The sequence below is a fragment of the Acidovorax sp. KPB24-07 genome (assembly GCF_057543315.1).
In genome coordinates, this window is record NZ_BAAJYS010000341.1 from 1 (window position 1) to 3570 (window position 3570).

The following is a 3570-nucleotide window of genomic DNA, read 5'->3' on the forward strand; positions in this document are numbered from 1 at the left end:
CGCTGCCGCTCACCGAAGTGCAGATCATGCTGTGCCTGCTGCGCAAGGCTGGCCAGGTGGTGCGCCGGTCGGAGCTGGAGGCCGCCGCCTGGGGCATCGCCGAGGCCGTCACGCCGAACGCGCTGGACGTGGCGCTGCACCGGCTGCGACGCAAGCTCGTGGCCGTGGGGTCAAGCGTTCAGATCGCCAACATCAGGACCCATGGATATGCCGTCCGCGAAAAACCACTGGCCCCGTAGCTTTCGCGGGCGCCTGCTGCTGGTGTACGTGGCCGGCATGCTGCTGAGCGGCGGGCTGGTCATGGCCGTCGTCATGGTGCTGCTCGAACCGCTGGAGCGGTACATGCTGCAGCACAGCGTGATCGAGCGGGCCGAGTCGATCGCCAGGATCATCCGCTTCGACGGCGCCGGCCTGCCCCTGGGATCCGACCGGTCCCACATCGACGAATGGCCCTTCGCCAGCCTGAGCGAAGAGGTGGTGCTGCGCATCGTCGACCCGCACGGCGCGGTGTTCTACACCACCGACGGAAAGACATTTCCGCTGGCGCCCGAGGGTGTGGGGTTCGATCCGCAGCGAAAGGGCTTCGCGCTGCAGCGCGATGGCGTGGCGATGCATGCCGCCACGGTGCCCCTGCAGCGGCCCGACCGGCTGTGGTATGTGCAGTTCGCCATCAGCGACCGCATCGTTTTGCTGCTGCAGCACAGCATCGGGTTGCCGGCGCTGCGCAAGGGCATCGTGGCCACCTGCCTCACGTTCCTCGTGATTTTCGTGATCGCCATGCACCTGACGCTGCGCCGGGTGCTCAAGCCGCTGCGCATCGCATCGCTGCAGGCGCAGCGCATCACGCCGCAGTCCCTGGGCGACCGGCTGGCGCTGGGCGATCTGCCCAGCGAACTGGTGCCGCTGGTCGATGCCTTCAACCGGGCGCTGGACCGCGTGCAGCTGGGGTTTCAGACGCAGCAGGAGTTCCTGGCGAATGCCGCGCATGAATTGAAGACCCCGCTGTCGCTGATCCGCGCGCAGGTGGAACTGGGCGGCCACAGCGGTGGCAAGGACGGCGGCAGCGGGCACAGCCGCTACCTGCTCCAGGACATCGACCGCATGGCGCGCCAAGTGCAGCAGCTGCTCCACCTGGCCGAGGCCAGCGAGCAGCGCAACTACCGGATCGAGCGGTGCGACCCGCGCTCCGCGATCCTGGAGGCCAGCGATTTCATGGACCGCGTGGCCGAGCGCAGCCAGGTGCAGATCGCGCTGCTCTTTGACGAGGGCGTGGGGCCCTGGGATGCCGACCGGGGCGCGCTGTTCACCCTGCTCAAGAACCTGCTGGAAAACGCCATCCAGCACAGCCCGCCGCACCGCGTGGTGCGGCTGCAGGTGCATGGCCGCGGATTTGTGGTGTCCGACGAAGGACCGGGGGTGGCGCCGGAGCACCTGGGCAAACTCTTCGAGCGCTTTTGGCGGGGTGCGTCCCGGCGCGACGAAGGGGCCGGGCTGGGCCTGTCGATCTGCCAGGAGATCGTCGCCGCCCATGGCTGGACCATCGAAGCGCGCAACGGCGCGGTGGGGCTGGAAGTGCGCGTGACACACGCGTCGGCGCCCGGCCCCGGCCAGTAAGGATTCAGCAATGCAGGCGCGGTGACCATGGCGGCCGTGGGATGCGATGCATCCCATCCCTCAGGTCCCCATCACCCACTCTCACCGGAGGTACGAATGCCCTCTCGCCTGCACCCCGCAGCACCTTGGAACCACCGCATGCCGAATGTCCGGTATGCCCTCTGCGCCTTGGCCATTCTCAGCACCGGATGCGCCTCCCTCGCGCAGCCGGATCCGCTGGAGCCCGTCAACCGCAAGATCTTTTCCTTGAACGAAGGCGTGGACCAGGTCGTCCTGCAGCCGGCCGCCAAGGCCTACAAAACCGTGGTTCCTGAAGTGGCCCAGACGGGCGTGAGCAACTTCTTTTCCAATTGGCAGAACCCGTGGTCGTCGGTCAACCTCATGCTGCAGGGACGGGTGGGCGAGGGCATGACGACCCTGGCGCGCTTCGGCACCAACACCACGGTGGGCGCCCTCGGCCTGGTGGACGTGGCCAGCGGCTGGGGCATGCCCCACCGCAAGGAGGATTTCGGGCTGACCCTGGACACCTGGGGCGTGGGAACGGGGCCTTATCTGGTGATGCCGCTCTTCGGCCCGTCCAATGCGAGGGACGTGTTCGCGTCGCAGGTGGATGGCCTCGGCAACCCGAAGAACCAGATCTCCAGCGTCTCTGTGAAGAACAGCCTGACCGCCGTCCAGGTGGTCAGCCAGCGCGCCCACCATCTGGGGGCCAGCGAACTGGTGGACCAGGTGGCCCTGGACAAGTATCTGCTGATGCGCGACGCCCATCTGAAAAAGCGCAACCGCGCCGCCCAGGCGAAGGATGCCCTCACCCAGGTGGCCATGGAAGAGTCCAGCGACTCCTGGCAGGGCGGGGCTGCGGCTGACCGCTAGCGAGGCAACCCCTGCGGGCGCCGGGCGATCAGCCGGTCACCGCCTGCACGGCCGCGCCCGCGGCTGGCAGTTCCTGCGCCACCGCGCTCTTGCCGGCATAGAACGCGCCAGCCGCCAGCAGCAGCACGCCGGCAGCGAAGATGGCGCGGCGCTTCATGGAACGCAGGTCGCCGAGGGGAAGGGCCTTGGATCGGTTGTCTCGCATGCTGTCTCCTGGTGGGTCGGGAAAGAGGGCTGCGCGCCGCAGGTGTCTTTCATACGCCGGCCGTGGCCGATCGGATTCAGAGTCCTTGTCCCAAAGAGGGCTTTGTATCCGCCAGCCCACACCCACCGTATTCCGCTGCATGGCTGAGACCGCAATTTTTCTCACACAATGCGTGCATGAGCACCTCCCTCACGGACACCCAACTGATGGCCCTCATTGACCAGGTCGCGGGACGCGACGATGCCGCCCTCAAGCGCCTGTACGACCACACGTCGTCGCGCCTGTTCGGCGTGGCCCTGCGCGTGCTGCGCAACCGCGAGTGGGCGGAGGACGTGCTGCAGGAGGCCTACCTCACCATCTGGCGCGTGGCGGGCAGCTACCGCGAAACCCTGAGCCCGCCGATGGCGTGGATGGGCCTGATCGTGCGCAGCCGGGCGCTGGACTTTCTGCGCCGGCGCACGGCCGACCGGGCGCAGCTCACGCAGGAGTTCGATGACGAGCTGGCGCAGACATTGCAGGCGGATCAGCCCTCGCCGGCGGACATCGCGCAGGCCAGCGAGCAGGCGACCGCGCTGCACCAATGCCTGGGCCGCCTGGAGCACCGCCACCGCGAAGTGGTCAGCCTGGCGTACCTGCGCGACCTGAGCCACGGCGAGCTGGCCGAGCAGCTGAAGCTGCCGCTGGGGACGGTCAAGACGTGGATCCGCCGGGGCCTGGGTCAGTTGCGCGACTGCCTGTCGCGCTACGCGTGAGGTGCTGCCATGAATCTTTCGCAATCCCCTGAACTGCTGGACCGCCTGGCGGCCGCCTATGCGCTGGGCACGCTGCGCGGCGGTGCGCGGCGCCGCTTCGAGACCCTGGCGCGCGAGCATGCCGGC

Annotated in this window: 5 protein-coding genes and 1 pseudogene; 5 read left to right on the plus strand and 1 reads right to left on the minus strand. The window is 68.2% G+C overall.

Translation table 11 applies throughout. The features are described 5' to 3' along the window. From AC27IQ_RS20510 to AC27IQ_RS20520, 3 genes are all read left to right on the plus strand, one after another. Window positions 1–239, plus strand: a 239-nt coding sequence (locus AC27IQ_RS20510) for a helix-turn-helix domain-containing protein (RefSeq protein WP_487090593.1), incomplete at its 5' end; no start/stop codon positions are given. Beyond that, window positions 208–1614 (plus strand): sensor histidine kinase, encoded by a 1407-nt coding sequence (locus AC27IQ_RS20515; RefSeq protein ID WP_487090594.1) that lies wholly within the window; start codon window positions 208–210, stop codon window positions 1612–1614. The genes AC27IQ_RS20510 and AC27IQ_RS20515, both read left to right, overlap by 32 nt. A gap of 138 nt (window positions 1615–1752) precedes the next feature. Continuing rightward, window positions 1753–2487: an MlaA family lipoprotein gene (locus tag AC27IQ_RS20520; protein WP_487090595.1), complete on the plus strand. Its 735-nt coding sequence runs from the start codon at window positions 1753–1755 to the stop codon at window positions 2485–2487. Between the two features lie 28 nt (window positions 2488–2515). Here the strand turns inward: AC27IQ_RS20520 and AC27IQ_RS20525 are convergent, their stop codons facing one another. After that, complete coding sequence (locus AC27IQ_RS20525; RefSeq protein WP_487090596.1) at window positions 2516–2692, minus strand: hypothetical protein; 177 nt, start codon at window positions 2690–2692, stop codon at window positions 2516–2518. Window positions 2693–2868: 176 nt separating this feature from the next. Between AC27IQ_RS20525 and AC27IQ_RS20530 the strand changes: the two genes are divergently transcribed. Next, complete coding sequence (locus tag AC27IQ_RS20530; RefSeq protein WP_272564487.1) at window positions 2869–3444, plus strand: RNA polymerase sigma factor; 576 nt, start codon at window positions 2869–2871, stop codon at window positions 3442–3444. Between the two features lie 9 nt (window positions 3445–3453). Then, window positions 3454–3570 (plus strand): annotated as a pseudogene (locus tag AC27IQ_RS20535) (anti-sigma factor); the annotation flags it as partial.

Coding starts and splice junctions, on each gene's coding strand:
- AC27IQ_RS20515 (WP_487090594.1), top strand. CDS start 208: ATGCCGTCCGCGAAAAACCACTGGCCCCGTAGCTTTCGCGGGCGCCTG.
- AC27IQ_RS20520 (WP_487090595.1), top strand. CDS start 1,753: ATGCCGAATGTCCGGTATGCCCTCTGCGCCTTGGCCATTCTCAGCACC.
- AC27IQ_RS20525 (WP_487090596.1), bottom strand. CDS start 2,692: ATGCGAGACAACCGATCCAAGGCCCTTCCCCTCGGCGACCTGCGTTCC.
- AC27IQ_RS20530 (WP_272564487.1), top strand. CDS start 2,869: ATGAGCACCTCCCTCACGGACACCCAACTGATGGCCCTCATTGACCAG.